We start from the raw sequence: 25,534 nt of genomic DNA, 5'->3' as shown, positions 1-25,534 counted from the left end.
AAATAATGTCTAACTTCGCCCAATACAACGGAATTAAGAATCGATGAGTGACTATAAAAATACCCTGAACTTACCTGAGACAGGGTTCCCAATGCGCGGTGATCTGGCCAAACGTGAGCCAGCAATGTTAGAGCGTTGGTACCAAGAAGATCTATACGGTGAAATCCGTAAAGCTAAAAAAGGCAAAAAATCTTTCATCCTGCATGATGGCCCTCCATATGCCAACGGTGATATTCACATTGGTCACGCACTTAATAAGATTCTTAAAGACATTATTATTAAATCTAAAACGCTTTCTGGTTTTGACTCTCCATATATTCCGGGTTGGGACTGTCACGGTCTACCAATCGAGTTGATGGTCGAAAAGAAAGTGGGCAAACCAGGCCAAAAAGTGACTGCTGCTGAGTTCCGCGAAAAATGTCGCGAATACGCTGCGGGTCAAGTTGAAGGCCAAAAAGAAGGCTTCAAACGTCTTGGTATTCTTGGTGAGTGGGACAAACCGTACCGCACTATGGATTTTGCAACTGAAGCAAACATCATCCGTGCGCTAGGCAAAATTGCTGACAACGGCCACTTACTAAAAGGTTTCAAACCTGTTCACTGGTGTACAGATTGTGGTTCAGCACTGGCAGAAGCAGAAGTTGAGTACAAAAACAAAGTTTCTCCTTCTATTGATGTACGTTTCAAAGCGGCTGATGAAGCGACACTTCTGTCTAAGTTTGATCTGAAATCTGATCATGCTGGCGAAGGTGATGTTTCAATCGTAATCTGGACAACAACACCATGGACGCTTCCAGCGAACCGCGCTGTGTGTCTACGTGACGATCTAGAGTACGTTCTTATTCAAGTAGAAGGCGATTCTGAAAAAGAACAGCAGCCTGAGCGTATTATTGTTGCTTCTGAGCTAGCAAAAGAAGTGATGGATCGTGCGGGTATCGAGCATTTCCATAATCTAGGTTTTGCTAAAGGTAGCGACCTTGAACTGGCTCAGTTCCAACACCCATTCTATGACTTCACTGTTCCTGCGATCCTTGGTGATCACGTAACAACGGATTCAGGTACTGGTGTGGTTCACACAGCACCTGGACACGGTCAAGAAGACTTTGCCGTTGGTCAGAAATACGGTCTAGAAGTAGCGAACCCAGTAGGTTCAAACGGTGTTTACCTTCCAGACACTGAGTTCTTTGCTGGCCAACACGTATTTAAAGCAAACGATGCTGTTGTTGAGTTGCTAAAAGAGAAAGGCGCTTTACTGCATCATCACGCTTATGAGCACAGCTACCCACACTGCTGGCGTCATAAAACACCAATCATCTTCCGTGCAACACCACAATGGTTCGTTTCAATGGATCAAGCGGGTCTTCGTGCACAAGCTCTGAAATCAATCAAGAGCGTTCAATGGATGCCTGAATGGGGTCAAAGCCGTATTGAAGGTATGATCGAAGGCCGTCCTGAATGGTGTGTATCTCGTCAACGTACTTGGGGCGTGCCAATTGCTCTGTTCGTTCATAAAGAAACGTCCGAACTTCATCCAAACAGTGCTGAACTGATTGAAAAAGTTGCGAAACTTGTTGAAGAGAAAGGCATTCAAGCATGGTGGGATGTTGAACCTGCTGAACTGCTTGGTGCGGACGCTGAGAAATACGAAAAAGTATTAGACACGCTAGACGTATGGTTTGACTCTGGTGTTACTCACTACGCAGTAGTTGATAACCGTGAAGAGTTCAACGGCGCGGAAGCGGACATGTACCTAGAAGGTTCTGACCAACACCGTGGCTGGTTCCAGTCTTCTCTAATTTCATCTATCGCGATGAAAGGCAAAGCTCCATATAAAGAAGTATTAACTCACGGTTTCGTGGTTGATGGTCAAGGCCGTAAGATGTCTAAATCTATCGGTAACGTGGTTGCTCCTAAAGATGTGACCAATAAACTTGGTGCAGACATTCTTCGTCTATGGGTTGCTTCAACTGACTACACTGGTGAAGTTGCGGTTTCTGATGAAATCCTGAAACGTAGTGCAGACTCATACCGTCGTATCCGTAACACGGCTCGTTTCTTCCTAGCTAACCTAAACGGTTTCAATCCAGCAACGGATATGGTTGCAGCGGAAGATATGGTTGCTCTGGATCGTTGGGCTGTGGCTCGTGCCTTTGCTGCACAACAAGAAATTGTGAAAGCATACGATGAGTACAACACTCACGCGGTTGTTCAACGCCTAATGCATTTCTGTTCTGTGGAAATGGGTTCTTTCTACCTAGACGTGATTAAAGACCGTCAGTATACAGCGAAGAAAGGCGGCCACGCTCAACGTAGCTGCCAAACAGCGCTTTACTACATCGTAGAAGCTTTGGTTCGTTGGATGGCGCCAATCATGTCGTTCACAGCGGATGAAATCTGGAACGAAATGCCAGCTAAGCAAGAAAACGGTGAAGAGCGCAGCAAGTTTGTGTTCACTGGCGAATGGTACCAAGGTCTGTTTGGTCTTGCTGAAGGCGAAGAGCTTAACAACGAGTTCTGGACTAAAATCCAAGAAATCCGTGGTGCGGTGAACAAACTGCTTGAAAATGCACGTAACGAAAAAACCATCGGTGGTTCACTGCAAGCTGAAGTGACTCTGTTTGCTGATGACGCACTAGCTGCGAAACTCAACAAGCTTGAAGATGAACTTCGCTTCGTACTACTGACTTCTAAAGCGGCGGTTAAACCAGTATCTGAGAAGACAGAAGCTGCACATGAAACTGAGATCGAAGGCTTGTTCGTTCAAGTAAGTAAAACTGAAGCAGAGAAGTGTGACCGTTGTTGGCACCATACTGCAGACGTTGGCACGATTGCTGTTCACGAGAAAATCTGTGGTCGTTGTGTGTCGAACGTTGACGGCGAAGGTGAAGTTCGTAAATTCGCATAACCAAAGGCGTTTACATGACACAGCAAGCATTAACGCTAAAACAATCAGGAGTGCGCTGGCTATGGCTGGCCCTCTTGGTGTTTGTGGCAGACATTGGCATTAAATTAGTTGTAATGAATAGCATGGGCTATGGTTGGGAAAATCGTATTGAGATTCTTCCCTTCTTCAACCTGCTATATGTTCATAACTATGGCGCGGCTTTTAGCTTTTTGAGCGATCAAGCGGGCTGGCAGCGTTGGTTCTTTACTGCAATTGCATTTGTTGTAACAGGTTTACTCGCATTTTGGATGAGACGTCTACCGGTTAGTGATAAATGGAATAACATCGCTTATGCGCTGATTATTGGTGGCGCTGTGGGTAACGTGTTTGACCGCGTTGTTCACGGGTTTGTTGTTGATTATCTTGATTTTTACTGGGGTAATTACCACTGGCCGGCCTTCAATTTAGCCGATAGCGCAATTTGTATTGGTGCTGCGATGATTATCTTAGATAGTTTCCGTAGCAGTAAAAAAGCGGCGTAAGCTCTATCAAAGCCTAATAACCCTAAGCGCTGTCCGTTGATTCGGAGAGCGCTTTTTGTTAGAAGAACAGCCAATATTTTAAATTCTAAGAAAAGAAATAAACGAGACGAAAAAGATCTCGAACAATCTAAAGGAAGCCCAACGTGACAACAATTAATCAGAACTCTGCTGTAACTCTGCATTTTACTATCAAATTAAAAGATGGTTCTGTGGCCGACAGTACACACAATTTAGGCAAGCCAGCTAAGTTTGTGATTGGCGATGGTAGCCTGAGTGAAAACTTTGAAAAATGCCTTATCGGAATGACTGCGGGACAAAGCCAAGCGATCGAATTGATTGCGGAAGATGCTTTTGGACAGCCAAACCCAGACAACATCCACCATATGGACCGAGCGAAATTTATCGGTGAAACTGAGGTGGAAGTGGGTACCATAATGGCGTTTAGTGGCCCTGACGGTATGGAAATTCCGGGGATCATCACTGAGATTGTCGGCGATTCCGTGACGGTGGATTTTAACCACCCACTAGCCGGACAAGATGTTATCTTTGATGTCGAAATCTTGTCTGTTGAATAACTGATTACTTATTAATACATCCATGAGCAACAACATGAAAATACTGTTAGCTAACCCTCGCGGCTTCTGCGCTGGTGTTGATCGTGCCATCAGCATTGTAGAACGTGCATTAGAAATGTATCAGCCACCTATCTATGTTCGTCATGAAGTCGTACACAATCGTTTTGTGGTTGAAGGGCTAAAACAACGTGGAGCGGTTTTTGTCGAAGAACTGCATGAAGTTCCAGATAACAACATTGTGATTTTCTCTGCTCATGGTGTTTCTCAAGCTGTGCGTCAGGAAGCGAAAGAACGCGATTTAACCGTCTTCGATGCAACCTGTCCGTTAGTGACTAAAGTACATATGGAAGTGGCTCGTGCAAGCCGCAAGCATATGGAAGTGGTGCTTATCGGTCATGCTGGGCATCCTGAAGTTGAAGGCACTATGGGGCAATACGCCAGCGATAAAGGCGGAATGTATCTGGTAGAAAAACCAGATGACGTTCTTTCTCTGGTAGAGAAAGTAAAAGATCCAAGTCATCTGCATTATGTCAGCCAAACCACCTTGTCTGTGGATGAAACGGCAGATGTGATCGATAAACTGCGCGAAGTGTTCCCTGAAATTCAAGGCCCGCGTAAGGATGATATTTGTTACGCGACACAGAACCGTCAGGATGCCGTACGTATCCTTGCAAGTGAAGTAGACGTGATGATTGTGGTCGGCTCTAAAAACTCATCTAACTCAACGCGATTGAAAGAGTTGGCAGAGAAACTGGGTACACCAGGCTATCTGACTGACTGCCCAGAAGATGTACGTCCAGAATGGTTCGACGGTAAGAGCAAAGTGGGCGTAACGGCGGGTGCGTCAGCCCCTGAAGAGTTAGTGAACCAAATTATTAACCGCATTAAAGAACTTGGCGCTGCCTCAGTAGAAGAAGTGCTAGGCCGCGAAGAGAACATGTTCTTCGAAGTTCCAAAAGAACTGCAAATCAAGCAGGTTGATTAATTTCATATCTTCTTGATACAAAACGTTAATAAGAAAAAGGGCTCCGATTGGAGCCCTTCTAGTATCTATAAGACTTTATTGATACAGATTAAACCGTTTCAGTCACACCTGTTGGCTTCTCTTCGTCAGCAAACTCAGTGTCGCCTTTGCCTTTAGAGATTTTGATTACGTAAGCTGTAATAGCTAGCGCCGCAACAACACCAACAATCGTTGATAGTTGCATTGACTGACCGAAGCCTAGCGTACCGTTGTTTAGGATAAAGGTGATACAAACTGAAGTCATGAATGCCGCTGGAACCGTTGTAATCCAGTGGAACTTGTTATGACGTAGTAGGTATGCAGAAGCAGTCCACAACATCATTACAGCTGTTGTTTGGTTTGCAAAACCGAAGTAACGCCAGATGATACCGAAATCTACTTGAGTCAGTACGCCACCGATAATGAATAGTGGAACAGCCATTAGTAGACGGTTACGCATTGTTTTCTGTTCCATGTTGAAGTACTCAGCAAGGATCAGACGGCTTGAACGGAATGCAGTGTCACCAGAAGTGATTGGCAGGATAACCACACCTAGGAATGCGATGATGCCACCGAATACACCTAGTAGACCGAATGAAGCGCTGTAAACTACGTTACCTGGACCACCGTTAGCCACTGCAGCTTGAAGACCTTCAAGTGAATCGAAGAACGATAGAGCGATAGCACACCAGATTAGCGCGATGATACCTTCACCAATCATTGCTCCGTAGAATACGAAACGACCATTAGTTTCATTCTCAATACAACGAGCCATTAGTGGAGACTGAGTCGCGTGGAAACCAGAGATAGCACCACAAGCAATGGTGATGAATAGTGCTGGCCACAAAGGCATATCTTTAGGGTTCAGGTTGCTGAACATGTCGCTTGGTTCAAAGCCGCCTAGGATTTGGTGTTCGCTAGAGAATGCGATAGCTGTGATCAGACCAACAGACATGAAAATCAACAGTGCGCCAAACAGTGGGTAGAAGCGGCCGATGATTTTATCAACAGGAACGATAGTTGCGATGATGTAGTAAGCAAAAATGATTACAACCATAGTTGTCATGCTTACAGTCAGGCTAGTTTGTTCATTGATTAGGTTAGTAATCATGCCAGCAGGCGCTGATACGAATACCACACCAACAAGCAATAGAAGAACAATGGCAAAAATGTTCATAAAGTGTTTTGCGCCATTGCCTAAGTAACGACCTGTCATTGTTGGAACAGATGCGCCACCGTTACGAATCGATAGCATGCCTGAGAAGTAATCGTGAACTGCACCAGCAAAGATACAGCCAACAACAATCCATAGCATTGCCGCAGGGCCGTATAGAGCCCCCATGATTGGACCGAAAATTGGGCCAACACCAGCGATGTTAAGAAGTTGAACTAGGTAAACTTTAGGCGTTGACATGCGAACGTAGTCGACACCGTCAGCTTTTGTATGGGCAGGAGTTTTACGGCTTTCGTTGATGCCGAAGATTTTCTCTACGATAGCACCGTAGATGAAATATCCAGCTAGCAGTGCTGCTACACAAGTTAGGAACCACAACATAGCGATTGTCCTTTGTTATTGGATTATGAAATAAGCTCAATTTGCATAGTAAACGGTTGCTAGGCTAGAAACATTCGCTTTCCTAGTGAGTGGTCGAATAGAGAATTAAGTGGTTTCTGAAGTAAATAAGCGGTCTCTGATATTGTTCAGTGGCAGTCAGAGAAAGTAAGCGGTTCTGTTGATGGATTTGAGGATTTAGCAGGAAAGAATGCACAATCAGTGGTATACCTAAAGAGCTAAAGATTATTAGCTAAGTTGAAGGTAAATAATGAAAAAAACAATAACAGTGGTAATGGTTTTAGGGCTTTTGGGGTGTGCGGCAACGGACAGCGAATTGGCAAAAGAGGGCAACTGGTATCAAATCGGCTATCAAGATGGCATGGTTGGACATTCACAGCGTTCATACAAAATATTGTCAGAGCTTGGGGATGTTCAAGAATCGGATTATGAAAACGGCTACTCGCAAGGCATCACGGAGTATTGCAATCCTAACGTCGCTTATCAGATTGGCGTGAATGGTCAGTATTATGAAGGTGTTTGTGAAGGAACTGATCAAGCACAGCGATTTCGTATGGAATGGCAACGTGGCTGGAATGAGTACAATAACTAACTGAAATGTTTTGCTTTCCCCTTTTATTACTCGTCAGTTGCAGGATGTTGAGGTGCTACTATGCACGATGAATCACTCGCATTAGTGTTTGCCAGTGTCGGCGTTGTTGGTCTGTTTTGTCAGTGGTTAGCTTGGCGCTTACGTTTACCAGCAATTTTATTTTTACTACTTGCTGGCATTATTGCAGGTCCTCTCACGGGCATTCTTATCCCTCAACAATTGTTGGGGGAACTGTTATTCCCACTCGTCTCGTTAGCGGTTGCCGTTATTCTGTTTGAAGGTAGTTTAACGCTTAACTTCAAAGAGATACGCGGAGTCAGTAACACCGTATGGAGCATTGTTTCCATTGGGGCTGTGATTTCTTGGGCTATCACTTCCGTTGCGGCTCATCTGTTACTTGGGTTTGATTGGACGCTCGCGTTTCTATTCGGCAGTTTGACTGTGGTGACTGGACCTACCGTTATTGTTCCGCTGCTCAGGACGGTAAGACCAAATACAAGGTTGTCGAACATACTGCGCTGGGAGGGCATTCTGATTGACCCTCTAGGCGCATTGTTTGTCGTGATGGTGTATGAATTTATTGTCTCCAGCAGTGAAGCTCATAGCCTGCAAGTCTTTGCTCTTATCATCGCAGTCGGCTTAGCGTTTGGCGTGTTGTCGGGAGCCGCAGTCGCTTATGTGTTACGCAAAGGGCTGTTACCGGAATATCTCCAACCTTTTGGTGTTCTGAGCGTGGTACTGGGAATTTTTGCGCTCTCAAATCACATAGAATCCGAGTCCGGTTTACTGACAGTGACTGTGATGGGCATGTGGCTTGCCAATGCTAAAGACGTCAATATCCGCCACATACTGCACTTTAAAGAGAACCTGACTATCTTACTGATAACAGGTTTATTCATTTTGTTGGCGGCGCGCATTCAATTGAGTGACTTTATGACATTAGGTTGGAGTGCGTTATTGCTGTTTGTTGTTATGCAGCTTATCTCCCGACCTGTGTCTATTATGCTTTCCACTTTACGCAGCAATTTAGCGTTCAAGGAAAAACTCTTTCTTGCATGGGTAGCGCCGCGAGGCATTGTAGCTGCGTCTATTTCGTCATTGTTTGCCATTAAGCTGAGTTCTATTGGTATGACTGAAGCCGAGCTGCTGGTGCCGCTAACCTTTATGGTGATTATCGGTACTGTCGTTTTGCAAAGCGCTACGGCACGACCAATGGCATTAGCACTACAAGTGGCAGAACCAGCGCCTAAAGGTTTTCTTATCATTGGCGCGAACGATGTGGCTCGTCAGTTAGGCTTGGCGATCATGAAGTACGATTGTCGTGTGGTGCTCACCGATTCGAACTGGGACTATATCCGCCAAGCGAGAATGGCAGGGTTGGAGAACTATTATGGCAATCCGATTTCAAGCCATGCCGATGAATATCTGAACTTAATTGGTATCGGGCATGTGGTCGCCCTCAGCCCAGATAAACACTTTAATATCATGGCGTGTATGCAGTTCTTATCAGACTTTGGTGAGAAACGCGTTTTTTGCCTGCATGATAAGGTCAACGGTAATACCAAAGATAAACACGTGGTGGCGCAGGAGTACCATGGTTTGTCATTTCTGGGTGCAGATGTCAGCTATAAGAAACTGGCAAGTTTGATCAATCAGGGTGGAGAGATCAAGCACACCAAACTGAGCGAAAACTTCACTTATGATGATTACTTGAAGAAACATCAGGAGAGTTATGTGCTACCGCTTTTCTTGGTTGATGCTCGCAATAGAGTGCAGATCTGCTCTGATCTCAATGCGTTCGAGCCGAAAGAAGGTGAAACCGTGGTGTCGCTGATTAAAGCCCAGTCTTAGGACGAACAGCATCTATAAAAGGCGAGCCTAATATTAGGCTCGCTTTCGATTCTTCAGAGTAGCAAGTTGCTACTGATCTTTGATTACTTTGTGCAGAACACCGTCAGATTCAGAAAGCTTCTCTTTTGCCAGATCCGCATCAACACCCGTCAGCAACATCAAAATTGCTACCTTGGCGCTATATCCGCATTCCTGTAACAATGACTGTGCGGTTTGGGTATCACAGTCTGTGGCTTGCATGACGATTCGCACGGCACGTTTTTTTAATTTTTCTTGTTCATTTTCAGCTTTGTGGTGAGGTTTTGGAGACTGAAAATGCTGCTCTAAATCATTGAGCTCTTGTTCTTTTGACACAATATGAGAAAGCGCGGATAAAAGTGCGTCGTTAGCCATGAATCACCTCAATAACCTCTAATTTAAGCCGTGATGGTTACTGCTATTTTTGAGTTCGAATATTAATTCGAAAAGTATACGACGCCTAAGCTTGCAAGGCGAGAGGCACCAGTAACTGCAGGCAAATTACTTGGCAAATTATGCATTCTGCGCTGGGCAAGCCAAGCAAAGGCTATGGCTTCCATATAGTCACTGTCTACTCCTTTGCTAATCGTTGGAGCAACGCCCCAATTTGGCAGAAGAGATTGGATTCTTTCCATCAGCAGAGGGTTTTGTGCGCCGCCGCCACAGACTAACAACTCGGGTTGTGATCCAATCGCGAACTTGGCCACTTCTTCGCAGATAGTCACAGCGGTAAATTCACACAAAGTACGAAGAACGTCTTCCGGTGAGTAATGGGTGTTTTGGAGATGTTGCTCTAACCAAGGCATGTTAAACAGCTCACGCCCTGTGCTTTTCGGAGCGGGTTCAGACAAATAGGGCTCGTGACAAAAACGTGAGAGCAACTCAGGTAGAACTTTGCCTTGTTTAGCTCTAGTTGCGTCTTTGTCGTAACCCTCATTCCAGTTCACTTGGCACCAAGCATCCATCAACATGTTGCCCGGACCTGTGTCATAGCCAACCACTTCACCGTTAGGTTTAAGTACCGAGATATTAGAGATGCCACCAATGTTGAGTACTACAACACTGGAGTCTTTGACTTGGAAAATCGTGTGGTGAAAAGCAGGAACCAAAGGAGCTCCTTGACCGCCTAATGCCATATCTTTACGTCTGAAATCGGCAACGGTGGTAATGCCCGTTTTAGCTGCGATGATGTTGCTGTCAGCGAGTTGCATCGTAAATGGCTTGGCTCCATTAGGCTGGTGGAAAACGGTTTGTCCATGGCTGCCAATGGCGCGAATCTGTTGTTTATCAATGTTCGATTTCTCAACCAGAGCCAATGCAGCATCAGCAAACAGGTGACCAAGCTCATGATCGATCTCGCCAATTTCAGGTAAATGGGTTGCCTGACCAATACAAATATTCAAAACGCGCGATTTGAGCTCAGAGGGAAAAGGAAAGAAATCGTGGTCGATGAGTTCTATTTTATCGTCTTGTATCGCCACCAAAGCGGTATCCACGCCATCCAGACTCGTTCCAGACATAATTCCTATGTACAGTTCACGCTCACTCATTATGTAATCTCACCGTCAGATCTAAACAAACTCATTGTAATTGAAAAATAAACTGAATAACCTCACCCGCAGTGACAAATTTTGAAATTAGGAGAAATAATGGGACCGTTATGGCTTGATGTGGAAGGCTATGAATTAACCGCAGAAGATCGCGAGATTTTGCAGCACCCTACGGTTGGTGGCGTCATATTGTTTGCTCGCAATTATCATGATAACCAACAGTTGTTGGCGTTAAACAAAGCGATTCGCCAAGCGGCAAAGCGTCCTATCTTGATTGGTGTTGATCAGGAAGGCGGCCGAGTTCAGCGTTTTCGCGAAGGTTTTAGTAAGATTCCTGCCGCTCAGTTGTATGCAAAGAGTGAGAACGGCGTTGAGCTGGCAAAGCAAGGCGGATGGCTGATGGCTGCGGAGCTCATTTCTCACGATGTCGATTTGAGCTTTGCGCCGGTACTAGATAAAGGCTTTGAATGTCGCGCAATTGGCAACCGTGCGTTCGGTGATGATGTTTCGACTGTGTTGAAATACAGCAGTGCCTTTATGCAGGGAATGAAGTCGGTAGGGATGGCAACAACAGGAAAACACTTTCCTGGCCATGGCGCGGTGATTGCAGATTCTCATCTAGAAACCCCTTACGATGAGCGTGAAGTCATCAGTGATGATATCTCGATTTTTAAAGCGCAGATTGAGGCAGATATTCTTGATGCTATGATGCCTGCTCACGTTATTTACCCGCATTTTGATGATCAGCCTGCCAGTGGTTCTCCTTATTGGTTGAAAAAGGTATTGCGCCAAGAGATGGGCTTTAAAGGCATTGTCTTCTCTGACGATTTAAGCATGGAAGGCGCGGCAATCATGGGATCGCCAGCAGAGCGTTCACAACAAGCGCTGGATGCAGGGTGTGACATGATTCTGATGTGCAATAAGCGTGAAGCTGCGGTTGAAGTGCTGGACAATTTGGCGATTGTTGACGTTCCTCAAGCACATCAGTTACTGAAGAAGCAAAACTTTAGCTATCAAGACTTAAAAGCGATGCAGGAGTGGAAACAAGCGGTTTCGGCGATGCAACGAATCATAGAACAGCACAGCTAATTTGCATGCGATAAGTGCGGCAAAAAAAGGCTCCATAAGGAGCCTTTTTTAATGAAATCCGAGTTTTTCTTTCAGTTCTTTCAGGTAGCGACGGCTGACCGGTACTTTATGTTCTGAACGGGTAATTATTTCCGCTAAACCATTTTCAAGCAGCTTTATCTCTTTAATCGCTTTGAGATTAATTAAATACTGGCGATGACAGCGCAGAAGCTGAGTTTTCTCTTCCAGAACCTTAAGCGTAAGCTGGCTGGTGGCTCTTTGGTTATGGGTTTGAACATGTACGCCGCTGATATCAGTAAACGCGTATTCCACCTCTGTGGTAGGAATGATCATAATACGGTTCAAACCGATACAAGGTACTTGGTCGAGCATAGTTGGCGCAATCGAAGAGTAGTCCTGTTTCTGTGTTGTGCTACGCTGTAGGCGTTGGATGGTCTTATTCAAGCGCGCAATTTCAATCGGTTTAAGTAAGTAGTCAAACGCATTGTCTTCAAATGCCTGTAACGCATATTGGTCATAGGCGGTGACAAACACAACCTTGGGCATGGTTTCTGGATCGAGCATGCTCAACATTTCAATACCAGTGATCTGTGGCATTTGAATATCGAGAAAGACAACATCGGGTTTGAGTTGGTTTATTTTTTTAAGACCTTCAATCGCGTTGTTCGCTTGGCCAATTACGTTGATTTCGCCACTTTCTTCAAGCAATTCCATCAGTTCTTCACGCGCGAATAGTTCGTCGTCAATCACAAGTGCTGAAAGCATTTCTAAACCCTTACTTCTTTTCTAAATTAAGAATTTTCTAGATTAGGAATGAGGAAGCTCATTCGTGTGTATTGGCCCGGTTCAACTTCGATTTTCAGTGCGGAGTTGTCACCGAATTTATTGGTTAGCCGTTTCGCCACTATCTGCATACCCAGCCCATCATGATCATCACTTGGTGGTTGATAGCTGCCAGCATTGTCCTCAACCACTACTCGGTAGCCGCTTTCCACTGGTTCGCTGTATATACGAACTTTGCCATCTTCAAGCAGATTGGACGTACCATGTTTGATCGCGTTCTCCACCAAAGGTTGTAAGGTGAAAGTCGGCACATTACGTTCCAATAATGAGTTATCGATATCGATCTCAACATCGAGGCGGTCACTGAAACGGGCTTTTTCTATCGTCAGGTATGCGTTGACATGAGCGATCTCGTCGCGGAGTGTCACGGTTTCGATATTCTGCTTCAAGTTACTGCGGAAAAACTGCGATAGGTGCTGAATTAATTCGCGTGCTTTTGTCGGATCTCTGCGGATAACGGCACTAATGGTATTGAGAGCGTTAAACAGAAAGTGAGGGTTAATCTGAGCTTGTAACAGCTTAATCTCAGCTCTTGAGAGCAGGATTTGTTTCTGCTGATACTCGCCATACAGAATCTGACTGGAAAGTAACTGAGCAATACCTTGTGCCATCGACATATTGATAGTCGAAAACAGCTTGCGCTTCGGTTCGTACAGCTTAATGGTGCCAATCACTCTGTCACCTGCTCTCAGTGGAATAATTAACGCAGATCCTAGCTTACAGGTTGGTGATAACGAACATTGGTAAGGCTGCTCTTTGCCATCGAGATAGATAATGGCGTTTCCTGAAATCGCATCAAGCGTACTTTGAGAAGATATCGGAGTATTGGGTTTGTGGTGATCATCGCCAATGCCAACGAAAGCGAGAATTTTTTCTCTATCGGTAATGGAGACTGCGCCAACGTTAGTGAGTTCGTAAACGATGCGGGCAATTTTGTCTGCATTTTTAGGGTTAAAGCCTTGAGCAAGAATACCGACAGAGCGTTCAGCGATGTTTAAAGCACGACGAGAAAAGGTCGCCGAATACTCTTCAAATATGGTTTTTCTGTCTTGCAGAATACTCATAAACAGCGCTGCACCTACTGAGTTGGCAATGATCATCGGCGCTGCAATGGTGGAGACAAGGTCGTACGCTTCATCAAACGGTTTAGCTACAAGTAAAATCAGCAGCATTTGAACAATTTCGGCAAACAGAGTGACAGCAAAAACGATACTAGGGCTGAAAACCAGTCGCCCTTTACTGTTTCTGAGCAGGTAAGTGTGCAGTAACCCGCCGATGAGACCTTCCGCCGTTGTGGAAATAGCACAGGCTAAATCGGTAAACCCGCCTAGAGTGTAGCGGTGAATGCCGCCTGTTAGGCCAACGAAGAAACCAACCACAGGACCACCGAATAGACCACCCATTACTGCGCCGATTGCGCGAGTATTGGCTATGGCATCATCAATTTGCAGACCGAAATAGGTTCCCATGATGCAGAACAGTGAAAACAGGGTATAGACACTTAATTTATGATCAAGACGGCTGGAAATATTAAGCAGCGGGAGAAATAGCGGTGTCTTACTCAACATGTAAGCTAAAACTAAGTAGACACACATCTGTTGTAATAAAGAAAGGATCAAATCCATAGTTCAGCCAGCAAGCAAATGTTGAAGAATGAGGGTATTTTATGAAAGTTATCGACAATAAAACACGATTTAATCGCATTCAGTGACTTAAAGCTTATATTTATATTTGTGTAAATATTTTTATACATGTGTGTTTTTATAAATTTACACTTGAAATCTTTTTATAGCCTGATAAGTTGTGTTCTATTGAGTTTGAGCTTCAGTGTATAAGTTTAGTGTAAATTTTTTAATACAGGTGATGAGATGAAGAAAAGTGAATTAAGTGATATCAATATTATTGATGAACAGGTATTGATCACACCAGACGCGCTAAAAGCGAAATTACCTTTAAGTGATGATAGCCGTCGTTTCATCCGTGAATCTCGTCAGACTATCGCAGATATTATTCATAAACGCGATCACCGCTTACTTGTAGTTTGTGGACCTTGTTCTATCCATGATGTTGAAGCAGCAAAAGAGTACGCCAAGCGTTTGAAAACCCTGTCAGAAGAGCTGAAAGATCAGCTTTACATTGTGATGCGTGTTTACTTTGAAAAACCTCGTACTACGGTTGGCTGGAAAGGCTTGATTAACGATCCGCATCTGGATGGCACTTTCGATATTGAACATGGTTTGCATGTGGGGCGTGAGCTGCTGGTGGATCTGGCGGAAATTAATATCCCTCTGGCGACAGAAGCGCTTGATCCTATCAGCCCTCAATACCTAGCGGATACCTTTAGCTGGGCTGCAATTGGTGCGCGTACCACGGAATCTCAAACTCACCGCGAAATGGCGAGTGGTCTTTCAATGCCGATCGGTTTTAAAAATGGTACCGATGGCAGCCTTTCTACCGCAATTAACGCGATGCAAGCTGCATCATCAAGCCACCGCTTCATGGGGATCAACCGTGAAGGACAAGTGGCACTGTTGACAACTCAAGGTAATGGTAATGGTCACGTGATTCTGCGTGGCGGTAAGCAAACCAACTACGATTCAGTGTCGGTGGCTGAGTGTGAAGAAGATTTAGCTAAAGTGGGCCTAGATGCGGCTCTGATGATCGACTGTAGCCACGCCAACTCACGCAAAGATTACCGCCGTCAGCCGCTGGTAGCCGAAGACGCCATCCATCAAATTCGTGAAGGTAACCGCTCAATTATTGGCTTGATGATCGAAAGCCACATTAATGAAGGTAACCAGTCTTCGGATCTGCCAATTTGTGAGATGAAGTACGGCGTTTCTATTACAGACGCATGTATTAATTGGGATACAACTGAGGCACTATTGCGTAAGGCTCACAAAGAGCTGGCTCCGTTTCTCGAGAACCGCCTGAAAGGATAAAAAGGATAAACCATGGCTGTTGAATTGAATGAATTGCGTGATCAAATTGATGCGGTTGATAAGCAGATGGTAGAGCTGCTTGCTCGTCGGCTGGCATTAGTGGAAAAGGTCGGTGAAGTGAAAAGCCAACACGGCCTTCCTATTTATGCTCCAGATCGCGAAGCGGCAATGTTAGCTTCCCGTCGTGAAGAAGCTGAGAAAAAAGGTGTACCACCGCAATTAATTGAAGATATTCTTCGTCGCACCATGCGTGAATCTTATGCTAGTGAAAAAGATTCCGGATTTAAGTGTTTGAATCCGGAACTACGTTCAGTGGTTATTATTGGTGGTAAAGGTCAGCTAGGCGGCTTGTTTGGCCGCATGTTCAAACTCTCTGGCTACCAAGTGAAAGTGCTTGGCAGTCAAGATTGGGACAACGCAGATGAAATACTGAAAGATGCAGGTCTTGTCGTGGTCACTGTGCCAATTCACAAAACCATTGGTGTAATTGAGAAGCTTAATAATCTGCCTGAAGACTGCATTCTGTGTGATTTAACGTCGATCAAGTCTAAGCCTCTAAAAGCGATGATGGCTGTGCACAAAGGCCCAGTGGTTGGTTTACACCCAATGTTTGGTCCTGATGTACCGAGCTTGGCGAAACAGGTGATTGTTCATTGTGATGGACGTGGTAAAGAGCAGTATGAATGGTTGTTAAAGCAGTTCTCTATTTGGGGCGCGAGTCTGTGCAATATTGATGCTGAAGAGCATGATCATGGTATGACTCTGATTCAGGCACTGCGTCACTTTACGTCGTTTGCTTACGGTTACCACTTATCGAAAGTCAAACCCAATATTGCTCAACTGCTGAAACTGAGCTCGCCAATTTATCGTCTTGAACTGGCTATGGTTGGACGCTTGTTTGGTCAGGACCCAAATCTGTACGGAGATATCATTCTGTCGTCTGATGAGAACATTGAGATGATCCAGCGTTTCCAGCGTAGTTTTGGTGAGGCGGTTAGTCTGATTGAAAGCCGTGATAAGGCTGGATTCGTAGCAAGTTTCGAACAGGTGAGTGAGTGGTTTGGCGATTACTCTCAGCAGTTTATGACGGAAAGCCAGAATCTTTTGAAACAAGCGAACGATTCAATTCATCGCCCTCATTCAAGTTAAAGTGATAACCACTAATACCTAAAAAGCGCTGCCTGTTGGTTAGCGCTTTTTTGTTGGTGTTAATGAAACTTAAACTCTTGTTACTCAGCGTAGTCTGCTAAATCCACTAAGTGTTCCAGCTCGCGATGCAGTAGTTCATCACTGCCGACATTGAGTTCAACCAGACGGCGTAAGTGGCCAATACTTTCGATATCGATATGGTCTATTTTGAGATGCAATATACGTTCATTTTGCATGATAAGTGTTGCGGAGAGATTGATGGTGATCTCGCTATCGGGGAGTGTGAAAGCCACGTCGACGATGCTGTTTTTATCCAGTTCAGGTTCATCAACCGCCCACAGCAAAAGCCCTTTTAATGATAAATCTTGAATGCAAGTGGCCAGCTGGTAATCGCCTTGAGTGAGCGTAGCAGGTGCTTGATAGATGATGCGTGAAAAACGTCGGCGTTCAATCATAAATGTATCTCTCGTTAAGCATATTCAAAAGCATAGCAAAGGTTAGGCTATTAAACAGATACATAGATTAAAAAGGCCGCTATAAAAGCGGCCTTGAATCATTTAGCAGTTACTTAGAAATACGTTTGTATTTAATACGGTGTGGTTCTGCAGCTTGTGCGCCAAGTGTTTGCTTCAACCAATCCATGTATTCGGTGTAGTTACCTTCATAGAAGTTCACTTGGCCTTCATCACGGTAATCCAGAATATGCGTTGCAATACGGTCTAGGAACCAACGGTCGTGCGAGATAACCATCGCACAACCTGGGAACTCTAGTAGCGCTTCTTCAAGAGCACGTAGCGTTTCAACGTCTAGGTCGTTGGTTGGTTCGTCGAGTAACAGTACGTTACCGCCAGCTTTTAGCAGTTTTGCTAAGTGAACACGGTTACGCTCACCACCAGACAATTCGCCAATTACTTTCTGTTGATCAACGCCTTTGAAGTTGAAGCGAGAACAGTAAGCACGAGCAGGGATCTCGAAGTTGTTGATCTTAATAATATCTGCGCCTTCAGAAATCTCTTGGAACACAGTGTTTTTGTCGTTCATGCTGTCACGGAACTGATCAACAGACGCCAGTTTAACCGTTGTACCCAATTCAATTTCACCTGAATCTGGCTTCTCAACACCGCTTAACATCTTGAATAGGGTAGATTTACCCGCACCGTTAGCACCGATGATACCGACGATTGCACCTTTCGGCATGCTGAAAGACAGGTTATCGATCAGTACGCGATCATCAAAAGATTTCGTCAGGTTGCGAACTTCAAGAACTTTATCACCTAAACGCTCACCTGGTGGGATGAACAGTTCGTTAGTTTCGTTACGCTTCTGGTGTTCGCCGCTTTGAAGTTCTTCAAAACGAGCCATACGAGCTTTAGATTTCGCCTGACGACCTTTAGGGTTCTTACGTACCCATTCCAGTTCTTTCTCGATAGTTTTCTGACGAGCACTCTCTTGAGAAGATTCTTGCTTTAGACGCTCATCTTTTTGCTCTAGCCAAGAGGTGTAGTTACCTTGCCATGGAATACCTTCACCACGGTCAAGTTCCAGAATCCATCCCGCTGCGTTATCTAGGAAGTAACGGTCGTGCGTGATAGCCACTACTGTCCCTGTGTAATCCACAAGGAAGCGCTCTAACCAAGCTACTGACTCTGCGTCTAAGTGGTTGGTTGGTTCGTCAAGTAGCAGCATGTCTGGTTTTTCAAGAAGCAGACGGCAGATAGCAACACGACGACGTTCACCACCAGAAAGTACAGCAATTTTTGCATTCCAGTCCGGTAGACGAAGTGCGTTTGCAGCACGCTCTAAAGCGTTCTCCAGATTGTGACCATCTTTAGCTTGAATCAGGGCTTCCAGTTCACCTTGCTCTTTCGCAAGCGCATCGAAATCTGCATCTTCTTCCGCGTAAGCTGCGTAAACTTCGTCTAGACGAGTTAAAGCACCAGCCACATCTGCAACTGCTTCTTCAACTACTTCACGTACCGTTTTAGATTCGTCAAGGACAGGCTCCTGAGGCAGGTAACCTACTTTAAGACCTGGTTGTGGACGTGCTTCGCCATCGATGTCTTTATCAATACCGGCCATGATACGTAGTAGGGTAGATTTACCCGCACCGTTTAGACCTAAAACACCAATTTTGGCACCTGGGAAGAAACTTAGAGAGATGTCTTTTAGAATTTGACGCTTAGGCGGGACGATTTTGCTCACCCGCGACATGGTATATACGTATTCAGCCATTGCCGATTGTTCCTAATCTATCGTTCAGAATAAAGTCGCTATTCTATACCAAAGTTATCGCATTTGTTACTAGGGGCTGTTGACCTTTGTTATTCGATATTCAGGTGAATAGAGCGCTAAATATTCAGTGTGCGAATGCATATATTAGTGAATTATTATTTTTGTCACATTATTCACATCAACTTTACATCCCGCCCCTTTACATTTGCCACTAGAATTAGCGTAATGGAACGTAAGTAGCACTCAGTAAAGGATTAGAGTTCATGGCGCCCCTGCATTCCTCAAAGCCGTCTCGTATTTTGTTGTCAATGATTGCATTCAGTTCATTGTTTAGCGGCACAGCGTTTTCCGACTCTATCGACCTTAATGCTCAGCGTGATTTATATGATCAAGCTCAGGAGTGGTTGGACGATAAGAATGTTTCAAAGTTCGAAAAGGCGAGACCAAAACTCGCGAGTTATCCGCTGACTCCGTATTTAGATTATCGAGCGTTTCTCATTGATATTGGTGATAAGCCACCCATCACCGTCAGAGTTTTTATTGATGGGCATAAAGATTTTCCATTCTCTGGCCGTATTAGTGCCCCTTATCTTGATGCTTTAGCTGAGCAAAAGAAGTGGAGTACGTTACTGCAATTTCAGACTTCAGAGCCGAATGGTGAAACCTACCAGTGCCACTATTACAACGCACATTTGCAAGTTGGTAAGCGTGAAAAAGCGTTTGGCGGAGCGAAAAAGCTCTGGATGAGTGGTGCAAGTATTTCAGACGCTTGTGATCCGCTATTCAAAGCTTGGGAAAAATCTGGAGAACTAACCGATGAGCTGGTTTTCAAGCGCATGTTGTTAGCGTTTGACGGACGAAATCGAGGGTTATTGGTTTACCTATCGAAAAAGCTCAGCAGCAGTCAGTACAAGGATAAAGGCAAAGCCATGCTGGCTCTTTATGATAAGCCAGAAACCGTGGTCAGTTTTGCACAAAAATACAGTGATCCTATGTCGGTTGAACAGGCTCAGTTCGCGCTGGAAAAACTTGCTCGTGCTGACAGTGAGAAAGCTCAGGCTTTAGTCGACAAAGTGACCAAAAGACCTGCGTGGACATCTCAGCAGAAAGCGCAAATTGAGCAGTTCATTGCTTTACGTTTGATGGACGCTGAAGATGAAAAGCTGATTCGTTGGAGAGATAAAGTGATCGCGATGGGCGATAACGTAACTCTCACAGAATCTCGAATCCGTTTGGCACTGCGCAAGGCGGATTGGACGCAAGTATTGTTCTGGATAAACCGCTTACCTGAAGAAGAGATAAAATCTCAGCGTTGGCAGTATTGGTTAGGCCGAAGCGAAATAGAAAATGGTCATACTGAACAAGGGATGCAGCGCTTGTTTGCATTGGTCGGACAGCGTAATTTTTACAGTGTTGCAGCAGCGAAGATTGTAAAACAATCGATTCGCTACCCGAAAAGTACGGTGGAGTTCGATTTCAATCAGGTTAAGCCTTATCAAAAAAGTTTAGTTCGTATTCAAGAGCTGATTGAGCGAGATAAAATTGCCGCGGCAAAAAGCGAGTGGAACTGGTTACTTGATAAAGTGAATCAAAGCGAGAAAGAGATGCTGGCCGCTTATGCTTCACGTCAGAATTGGCACCATTTGACGGTTACGGCTTCGATTTCGGCCAGTTTATGGGATAACTTGCAGCTTCGTTTCCCTGTTGCTCACCAATGGTGGTTTAATTTTTATGGCAACAAACATGGCATAGACCCGATTATGTTGATGTCGTTAGCGCGACAAGAAAGTGCAATGGACTCAGAGGCTCGTTCACCGGTCGGTGCTCGCGGCATTATGCAAATCATGCCTGCGACCGCAAAATACACGGCTAAAAAATACCAACTCACTTACAGTGGCGCAGATGATCTGTATGAAGTCGGCAAGAATATTGAAATCGGCAGCCACTATCTCAACGGATTGCTCGAGCAATATGATAATAACCGGATCTTTGCATTTGCAGCCTATAACGCAGGACCACAACGGGTGAACCGATGGCGAGAACAAACTCAGGGTAAGCTTGATGCCTATGCTTTTATTGAGGCGATCCCATTTAGTGAAACTCGTGGCTATGTGCAAAACATTTTGATGTTTGAAACCTATTACCGCGATTTGATGGGACAGCAAGGTGATTTTCTCAATGAGAATGAGTTGAAGACAAAATATTGATTATCTTCGGGGTATCACTAGAATAACGAGGGTGTATCACTTAACGAGTACAGTTATGTCTCAACAACCTGAATACAGCGATTGGTCTCAATTGATTGATTTAGTTAAACAAGCTGCAGATAACGATCAGCATGAGATGCTCTTGACCATGTTAATGACGCCGGATGAAAGGGAAGCACTCGTTGCCCGAGTAAATATATTCTGTGAACTGCTCAAAGGTGAGATGTCACAGCGTCAAGTAAGTCAGATGCTCGGTGTTGGTATCGCAACCATCACCCGAGGTTCGAATGAACTCAAGTCTCGCTCAGAACAAGAAAAAGAGACCTTAAGTAAGTTGATTCTCAAATAACTGTTCTTCACAGAGCTTTACAGAGTAGAAAGCCAGTCTATTGACTGGCTTTCTTTCTTCTAAATTTGTACAAGCATGGGTGTATTTGCCGAGATCATTAAACCAAGTTCGCTGGAAAATGTTCTGGGTTAGTAAATGGAATAAGAGCCAAAATTAACGCTTGATGGTAGACAGAGCTGCGAGTGAGCTGATGTTGAGTGAGCAGGCCGATCGCTCCGCCTTTTTGTTTAATATTGTCAGTGCCGAACACTTCATCCATCACGTCACCCAGTTCATTTGCTTGTTCCAGTTTGGTCAGCACTTGTGGCGGAAGCATTAAGCTCGCAGAGCGAGACTCGCCACGATGGGTTTGAGATTCAATAATCATCCAGGCAAACGTAACGTTGCCTTCAATACCTGCTTCCAAGCCAACATAGAAATCACCGTCTGTTAACGCTTGTTTGGCGTTACGAACACGGTTTAATGCGCCCGCTTTGGTTTCTTCGTTGGTCATAGGTTGATCCGCCACTTCGCTAGGCACACTAATACCTTGGAAGTTGAAAGCTTGATTGGGAAATGAGGATTCAAATGCACTCTTTACGGCGTTAATTTTTGCCGGATTAAGAGAAGCGATAATTACATTCTTCATAACTTACTTCTGTGTTGTCATTGTTCCAGTATTGGATCTCACGTAATGACATCGGGGGAGCTAAAAAGAAGCCTTGCATGTAGTCACAGTTATAACGTGTTAACCACTGTTGCATTTCTCGGCTTTCAATACCCTCTGCCGTTACTTTCATCATCTGAGAATGACAGAGTTGGATTAGAGGCTCAAGCACCGACTGCTTACCTTTATCGATGATGGTTTCCAGAAAGCCTTGATCGAACTTAATGCGCTTAATCGGATACTGAACCAGCTGAACAATTGAAGTATAACCAGAACCAAAGTCATCAATGGTCAGGCTATAGCCTTGTTCAACCAAATCATACAGCAGTGGTATTGCTTTAGAATCGGCGGCGAAAGTTTCGGTTATTTCAAAATCTATCCAGTGAGGGCGAATTTTGTATTTGCTCGCCTGCTCGCGAATGTAATCGGCCAAATCAACCGAGTTTAGTTCCGCTGAAGAGAGGTTGATTGAAATATGGATTGGATAATCAAACGTTGCCGACAGTGACGAAAACTCCTTAAACGCATGAGTAATCACCCATCGGTCAATTTTTCCAAATAAGCCTGTTTGCTCTGCAATCGGGATAAATTCTGTGGGGGAGACTTCGCCGAGCTGTTCTGAGTCCCATCTTAGCAGCACTTCGAATCCTGCGATTTCCATATTGCTGCATGAGTAATAAGGTTGGTAAACCAGAGAGAACTCTTTATCAAAATTCTCCAGACGCAATGCGCGTTCAATTGCATTTCTGCGCTGAACTTGTTGGTCAAGCTGTTTGGAATAATGAGCAATTTGGTTTTTGCCTGCACTCTTTGCTTGATACATAGCGGTATCGGCATTGATCAACAGGCTTTCTATATCGATACCATCCTCTGGATACGTCGCAATACCGATACTTGCTGTAATAGGGAATCGACCCAGAGGTGAGTCATGATGCTCTTGGATTGGCTGTAACAGGCGATGAGAAAACTCAGCGGCAAAATCTGATAAACGGCTTGGTGCACAAATCAGAATGGCGAACTCATCTCCGGATAAACGAGCCGCAAGGCTATAAACATGTTGATTGAGGTTAAATTCTTCAGAAAGTGCGCGTACATGGCTGGCAAAACTGATCAGCAGGGAATCGCCGACTTGGTGACCATACTTATCGTTGACGTATTTGAAGTTGTCTAAATCGATATAGAGAACTTGGACATGACTTTTCGTTGGCGCTTCTCTTAGCGTCGTCTGTGCTTGAATCTGAAACTGATAGCGGTTGCATAACTTGGTTAAATGGTCAAACTCAGCCAGAGTCTTTGTTTCTTGATAAGAGTTGTTGAGCTCTTTATACATATCGTAAAAACGCGACGACAGCCGCCCAATTTCATCTTTGGAACAGAGCTTTTCTATATTCGTTCTTTGCTTGCTTTCAACTTCCTGAAGCTGTTTATCCAAGCGTGAAATTGGTGTGATGACATGCCGGTAGAGCAACAGTAATAACAGAACCAAACTAAACAGTGCAGAGCCACCAAAAGCGGCAACTAGGTTTTGTCTAATATCATTGAGCTTATTTCGCATCAGCATAGGCGCTGGTGAAAGTGTCGCGAACATGCCCGGCTGAAGCTCAACGGTCTGGGTTAAGCCTTCAGAAAAAATTTGTGGCCTTTTACTGAAGAAAATAGGGCTCTGGTTATCAAACTCTAATTTATTACGTAGCTCGTTGAACTCATCGAGGATGACGTAAACGACGATAAAGAAGATTCGGTCTCGATTGTAACTTAACGGTGTTCCAAGAGTGCGGGTGTCTAAGACATCATAACGGACTAACACTCCGTCTCCGCTAGAGTTCTCGGTATAACTGATGTCTGAGGTTTTTAAGGTTTGATTGAAGCGCTTTTTTACAAACTTGAACACTGTCTGGTCTATTTTACTGAACGGATCGTCACTATTATCTGCAAAATATAGGATGTTATTGTCGCCATCTAAGATGGAAAGCGCGACGGAATCTCGTTCATTGGACTTCATGACGTTGAATGTTTTTTCAATATTCTCTGCCAGTTCCAACTCTCGGTAGGGATTATCGCTGTGATCAAAATAGTGACGAATGATGTCGCTGTTGGCGAGCGTAAAGGTGTAACTGCTAACAAGAGATTTGGTTTGTCGAAAATGGCTAGCGAGCTTTTCCATATCAAGCTGCAAATAGCTGTCCATACGTTTAACCAGCGCATCTTTCTGGCTATCGTAAATGAGATAACCTGACACGGCCGAGCTGAGGATGATCACCGGAGCGATCAGTAAGAGAATTCTATGGTTTAGCTTCATGTTGTTTGATCAGGCTGTTGATGATTTTCGCCCGCTGACTCAAATTGGATGAAGAAAGCTGACTGTCAATGATGCTTTGTGCTAACAAATCATCAGTAAGTAAAATGGCTTTATTGTTGATGTAACTGTCTGGCATTAATTGCAGAGCTTTGACGTTCGGGGTTGCTGCTTTTATGTCTTGGGCATTCATTGCCGCGATTTCAGGTTGCATCAAAAACTCTATAAACAACTTAGCTTGCTGTTTGTTCGTCGAAGAGCTGTTCACCGCTAAACAATCCACCCAAATATACGGTTTGCCTTCAGGCAGAACAAAGTCCCAATCATCACTGTCGAAATAACGATTGAGGGAAAACTGGTCTCCGCTATAACTGACCGCCATGTATAAGTCATTATTATCGCTATGGCTGCGAACATAGCTGAGCGAATATTCATAAGTCAGAATATCTGGTGTGGCAGCTTCAAGCTTTTCATACGCTTTCTTTAGGTCGTCAACGGATGCAGTTAGTGGTGATAGGTTGAGGCTATAAAGTGCCGGAAGTAATGTTTCTACACTGTCTTCCAACAAGCCTATATGACCTTTCAGTTTCTCATCAATATCGACCAGTTCACGCCATTGCGTCGGTGGTTGAGACACTTTGCTTTTTCGATAAGCAATACCAACGTATCCCCAAAAATAAGGCATGCTATGTGAACCACAAGCTTGTTGCCAGATTGGGGCGTTATTCTGGTTGGCACTGAATGAAGAGAGATCTTCGAATTTATCTTGCTGCGAGAAGAGCTGGGCTGAAACGTTGTCTAAAATCACCACATCAAATGGGATTTGTTCGCTACTCAGCATGAAGAGGCTACGCTCATCGTCATTATCAAAATGATAGAAGTTGAGTTGAGTGTCGTGACTTTTGTTCCATGCATCAACGACCCTCGGAGATATAGTATCTTCCCAAAGGTAGATGTTGAGCTCTGAAGCAATGACTTGGCTACTGAGGCCAGTAGCGCCGAGCATAAGGGAGATGAGTCGTCCTATCTTCACCACAAAATAATGCGCCTTATATGACTTTAAGGAATTGTGTTTCCCTGTGTTCACTTTTAAAACACTCAACAGAACACTAATTCATCTGAACCAAATTGTATAACTATTTCTGTATCATAAAGTTCTAATATGCAACTTCGGTCAAACTAGGCGCAATAGT

General features: G+C 44.5%; 21 protein-coding genes. 11 read left to right on the top strand and 10 right to left on the bottom strand.

Translation table 11 applies throughout. The annotated features are described in order from the left end of the window. Positions 1-43: 43 nt before the first annotated feature. From ileS to ispH, 4 genes are all read left to right on the top strand, one after another. Entirely contained in the window at positions 44-2,905 is a 2,862-nt protein-coding gene (gene ileS, locus HKI82_RS12370) for an isoleucine--tRNA ligase (protein WP_171138199.1), read from the top strand. Positions 2,906-2,919: 14 nt separating this feature from the next. Continuing rightward, positions 2,920-3,426: a signal peptidase II gene (gene lspA / locus HKI82_RS12365; RefSeq protein WP_102941060.1), complete on the top strand. Its 507-nt coding sequence runs from the start codon at positions 2,920-2,922 to the stop codon at positions 3,424-3,426. Positions 3,427-3,569: 143 nt separating this feature from the next. After that, entirely contained in the window at positions 3,570-4,001 is a 432-nt protein-coding gene (gene fkpB / locus HKI82_RS12360; protein WP_042484279.1) for an FKBP-type peptidyl-prolyl cis-trans isomerase, read from the top strand. 22 nt (positions 4,002-4,023) lie between these two features. Further along, a complete protein-coding gene (ispH, locus tag HKI82_RS12355) occupies positions 4,024-4,986 on the top strand; it encodes a 4-hydroxy-3-methylbut-2-enyl diphosphate reductase (RefSeq protein WP_171138198.1) in 963 nt (320 codons plus the stop codon). An 88-nt stretch (positions 4,987-5,074) separates the two neighbouring features. Here the strand turns inward: ispH and HKI82_RS12350 are convergent, their stop codons facing one another. Further along, positions 5,075-6,559: a carbon starvation CstA family protein gene (locus HKI82_RS12350; protein WP_102954159.1), complete on the bottom strand. Its 1,485-nt coding sequence runs from the start codon at positions 6,557-6,559 to the stop codon at positions 5,075-5,077. Between the two features lie 268 nt (positions 6,560-6,827). Here HKI82_RS12350 and HKI82_RS12345 point away from each other — a divergent pair, with 268 nt between their 5' ends. Continuing rightward, a complete protein-coding gene (locus HKI82_RS12345; RefSeq protein ID WP_102954160.1) occupies positions 6,828-7,169 on the top strand; it encodes a DUF2799 domain-containing protein in 342 nt (113 codons plus the stop codon). A gap of 60 nt (positions 7,170-7,229) precedes the next feature. Beyond that, entirely contained in the window at positions 7,230-9,020 is a 1,791-nt protein-coding gene (locus HKI82_RS12340) for a cation:proton antiporter (protein WP_171138197.1), read from the top strand. Between the two features lie 69 nt (positions 9,021-9,089). Here the strand turns inward: HKI82_RS12340 and HKI82_RS12335 are convergent, their stop codons facing one another. Together HKI82_RS12335 and HKI82_RS12330 are read right to left on the bottom strand one after the other, a co-directional pair. After that, positions 9,090-9,413, bottom strand: coding sequence for an N-acetylmuramic acid 6-phosphate etherase family protein (locus HKI82_RS12335; RefSeq protein ID WP_102941065.1), 324 nt, complete (start codon positions 9,411-9,413; stop codon positions 9,090-9,092). A 62-nt stretch (positions 9,414-9,475) separates the two neighbouring features. Continuing rightward, positions 9,476-10,588 (bottom strand): anhydro-N-acetylmuramic acid kinase, encoded by a 1,113-nt coding sequence (locus HKI82_RS12330; RefSeq protein ID WP_171138196.1) that lies wholly within the window; start codon positions 10,586-10,588, stop codon positions 9,476-9,478. Positions 10,589-10,687: 99 nt separating this feature from the next. Between HKI82_RS12330 and nagZ the strand changes: the two genes are divergently transcribed. Then, the gene (nagZ, locus tag HKI82_RS12325; protein ID WP_171138195.1) at positions 10,688-11,677 is read left to right on the top strand and encodes a beta-N-acetylhexosaminidase; all 990 of its coding nucleotides are present in this window, start codon (positions 10,688-10,690) and stop codon (positions 11,675-11,677) included. Positions 11,678-11,725: 48 nt separating this feature from the next. On the opposite strand, the gene btsR is transcribed toward nagZ, so the two are convergent. Further along, a complete protein-coding gene (gene btsR, locus HKI82_RS12320; protein ID WP_171138194.1) occupies positions 11,726-12,442 on the bottom strand; it encodes a two-component system response regulator BtsR in 717 nt (238 codons plus the stop codon). Positions 12,443-12,468: 26 nt separating this feature from the next. After that, positions 12,469-14,145, bottom strand: coding sequence for a sensor histidine kinase (locus HKI82_RS12315; protein WP_102954164.1), 1,677 nt, complete (start codon positions 14,143-14,145; stop codon positions 12,469-12,471). A gap of 243 nt (positions 14,146-14,388) precedes the next feature. Here HKI82_RS12315 and HKI82_RS12310 point away from each other — a divergent pair, with 243 nt between their 5' ends. Then, the gene (locus HKI82_RS12310) at positions 14,389-15,462 is read left to right on the top strand and encodes a 3-deoxy-7-phosphoheptulonate synthase (RefSeq protein ID WP_171138193.1); all 1,074 of its coding nucleotides are present in this window, start codon (positions 14,389-14,391) and stop codon (positions 15,460-15,462) included. A gap of 12 nt (positions 15,463-15,474) precedes the next feature. Next, positions 15,475-16,611 (top strand): bifunctional chorismate mutase/prephenate dehydrogenase, encoded by a 1,137-nt coding sequence (tyrA, locus tag HKI82_RS12305; RefSeq protein ID WP_102941071.1) that lies wholly within the window; start codon positions 15,475-15,477, stop codon positions 16,609-16,611. 80 nt (positions 16,612-16,691) lie between these two features. Here tyrA and HKI82_RS12300 read toward each other — a convergent pair whose 3' ends face one another. Then, positions 16,692-17,066: a PilZ domain-containing protein gene (locus HKI82_RS12300; protein ID WP_102941072.1), complete on the bottom strand. Its 375-nt coding sequence runs from the start codon at positions 17,064-17,066 to the stop codon at positions 16,692-16,694. 109 nt (positions 17,067-17,175) lie between these two features. After that, a complete protein-coding gene (ettA, locus tag HKI82_RS12295) occupies positions 17,176-18,843 on the bottom strand; it encodes an energy-dependent translational throttle protein EttA (protein ID WP_102941073.1) in 1,668 nt (555 codons plus the stop codon). Positions 18,844-19,106: 263 nt separating this feature from the next. Here ettA and sltY point away from each other — a divergent pair, with 263 nt between their 5' ends. Together sltY and trpR are read left to right on the top strand one after the other, a co-directional pair. Continuing rightward, positions 19,107-21,050: a murein transglycosylase gene (gene sltY, locus HKI82_RS12290; protein WP_102941074.1), complete on the top strand. Its 1,944-nt coding sequence runs from the start codon at positions 19,107-19,109 to the stop codon at positions 21,048-21,050. Between the two features lie 55 nt (positions 21,051-21,105). Then, on the top strand, positions 21,106-21,399 hold the full coding sequence (gene trpR, locus HKI82_RS12285) for a trp operon repressor (protein WP_042484238.1): 294 nt from the start codon (positions 21,106-21,108) through the stop codon (positions 21,397-21,399). A 97-nt stretch (positions 21,400-21,496) separates the two neighbouring features. Here trpR and yjjX read toward each other — a convergent pair whose 3' ends face one another. The 3 genes from yjjX to HKI82_RS12270 are packed head-to-tail and all read right to left on the bottom strand — an operon-like array spanning position 21,497 to position 25,347. Further along, positions 21,497-22,027, bottom strand: coding sequence for an inosine/xanthosine triphosphatase (gene yjjX / locus HKI82_RS12280; protein ID WP_171138192.1), 531 nt, complete (start codon positions 22,025-22,027; stop codon positions 21,497-21,499). Continuing rightward, positions 21,999-24,344, bottom strand: a complete 2,346-nt coding sequence (locus HKI82_RS12275) for a putative bifunctional diguanylate cyclase/phosphodiesterase (protein ID WP_171138191.1) — start codon at positions 24,342-24,344, stop codon at positions 21,999-22,001. Before HKI82_RS12275 ends, yjjX begins: the two co-directional genes overlap by 29 nt. Further along, positions 24,328-25,347 carry a polyamine ABC transporter substrate-binding protein gene (locus HKI82_RS12270; protein ID WP_102941077.1) on the bottom strand — a complete coding sequence of 340 codons (1,020 nt, stop codon included), beginning with the start codon at positions 25,345-25,347 and terminating at the stop codon, positions 24,328-24,330. Before HKI82_RS12270 ends, HKI82_RS12275 begins: the two co-directional genes overlap by 17 nt. Positions 25,348-25,534 lie beyond the last annotated feature (187 nt).

The organism is Vibrio plantisponsor (assembly GCF_013041605.1).
GTDB lineage: Bacteria > Pseudomonadota > Gammaproteobacteria > Enterobacterales > Vibrionaceae > Vibrio > Vibrio plantisponsor.
The sequence above is the reverse complement of the archived record's forward strand: the minus strand, read 5'-3'. Positions and strand labels throughout refer to the sequence as shown.

What these genes read in the sequence shown, in the direction of transcription:
- nagZ (WP_171138195.1), top strand. Translation starts at nt 10,688, where the DNA reads ATGGGACCGTTATGGCTTGATGTGGAAGGCTATGAATTAACCGCAGAA.
- yjjX (WP_171138192.1), bottom strand. Translation starts at nt 22,027, where the DNA reads ATGAAGAATGTAATTATCGCTTCTCTTAATCCGGCAAAAATTAACGCC.
- HKI82_RS12300 (WP_102941072.1), bottom strand. Translation starts at nt 17,066, where the DNA reads ATGATTGAACGCCGACGTTTTTCACGCATCATCTATCAAGCACCTGCT.
- btsR (WP_171138194.1), bottom strand. Translation starts at nt 12,442, where the DNA reads ATGCTTTCAGCACTTGTGATTGACGACGAACTATTCGCGCGTGAAGAA.
- ispH (WP_171138198.1), top strand. Translation starts at nt 4,024, where the DNA reads ATGAGCAACAACATGAAAATACTGTTAGCTAACCCTCGCGGCTTCTGC.
- HKI82_RS12330 (WP_171138196.1), bottom strand. Translation starts at nt 10,588, where the DNA reads ATGAGTGAGCGTGAACTGTACATAGGAATTATGTCTGGAACGAGTCTG.
- lspA (WP_102941060.1), top strand. Translation starts at nt 2,920, where the DNA reads ATGACACAGCAAGCATTAACGCTAAAACAATCAGGAGTGCGCTGGCTA.
- HKI82_RS12350 (WP_102954159.1), bottom strand. Translation starts at nt 6,559, where the DNA reads ATGTTGTGGTTCCTAACTTGTGTAGCAGCACTGCTAGCTGGATATTTC.
- HKI82_RS12345 (WP_102954160.1), top strand. Translation starts at nt 6,828, where the DNA reads ATGAAAAAAACAATAACAGTGGTAATGGTTTTAGGGCTTTTGGGGTGT.
- HKI82_RS12310 (WP_171138193.1), top strand. Translation starts at nt 14,389, where the DNA reads ATGAAGAAAAGTGAATTAAGTGATATCAATATTATTGATGAACAGGTA.
- ileS (WP_171138199.1), top strand. Translation starts at nt 44, where the DNA reads ATGAGTGACTATAAAAATACCCTGAACTTACCTGAGACAGGGTTCCCA.
- HKI82_RS12335 (WP_102941065.1), bottom strand. Translation starts at nt 9,413, where the DNA reads ATGGCTAACGACGCACTTTTATCCGCGCTTTCTCATATTGTGTCAAAA.
- HKI82_RS12315 (WP_102954164.1), bottom strand. Translation starts at nt 14,145, where the DNA reads ATGGATTTGATCCTTTCTTTATTACAACAGATGTGTGTCTACTTAGTT.
- ettA (WP_102941073.1), bottom strand. Translation starts at nt 18,843, where the DNA reads ATGGCTGAATACGTATATACCATGTCGCGGGTGAGCAAAATCGTCCCG.
- HKI82_RS12275 (WP_171138191.1), bottom strand. Translation starts at nt 24,344, where the DNA reads ATGAAGCTAAACCATAGAATTCTCTTACTGATCGCTCCGGTGATCATC.
- HKI82_RS12270 (WP_102941077.1), bottom strand. Translation starts at nt 25,347, where the DNA reads ATGCTCGGCGCTACTGGCCTCAGTAGCCAAGTCATTGCTTCAGAGCTC.
- HKI82_RS12340 (WP_171138197.1), top strand. Translation starts at nt 7,230, where the DNA reads ATGCACGATGAATCACTCGCATTAGTGTTTGCCAGTGTCGGCGTTGTT.
- sltY (WP_102941074.1), top strand. Translation starts at nt 19,107, where the DNA reads ATGGCGCCCCTGCATTCCTCAAAGCCGTCTCGTATTTTGTTGTCAATG.
- trpR (WP_042484238.1), top strand. Translation starts at nt 21,106, where the DNA reads ATGTCTCAACAACCTGAATACAGCGATTGGTCTCAATTGATTGATTTA.
- tyrA (WP_102941071.1), top strand. Translation starts at nt 15,475, where the DNA reads ATGGCTGTTGAATTGAATGAATTGCGTGATCAAATTGATGCGGTTGAT.